Consider the following 314-nt stretch of genomic DNA (forward strand, 5'->3'; position numbering starts at 1 on the left):
TCGCCGGCCGCGTCATGCTCCTCGGCCCACCGGTAGGCACTGCCGGACGTGCAGGTGTCGCAGTTACCGCAGGGCTCCGGCAGCTCTTCACCGAAGTAGCCGAGGAGGAACTGCCGGCGGCACATTCCCGTTTCGGCATATTCCTGCATCAGCTGCGCGCGGGAGTGCTCGATGCGCTGACGTGCCTCCGCCTCCTCGACGGCCCGCGCGGCGGCCTTTCCGGGCGGGACGGCCTCCGCCCGCAGCTCGTCATCGCTGCCGGTGAGCACGGCCGCGTCACGCAGCAGGCCGAGCAGGCGGCCCAGCGACCGCAC

1 protein-coding gene is annotated in these 314 nt (G+C 72.0%); it reads right to left on the reverse strand.

Going from position 1 to position 314, the window contains the following annotated elements; all coding sequences use genetic code 11:
* On the reverse strand, nt 1-314 hold a 314-nt coding region (locus SB719_RS19410), incomplete at both ends, for a RecQ family zinc-binding domain-containing protein (protein ID WP_412159638.1).

Origin of the sequence: Pantoea sp. SIMBA_079, from assembly GCF_046940275.1 — a bacterium.
GTDB lineage: Bacteria > Pseudomonadota > Gammaproteobacteria > Enterobacterales > Enterobacteriaceae > Pantoea > Pantoea borealis.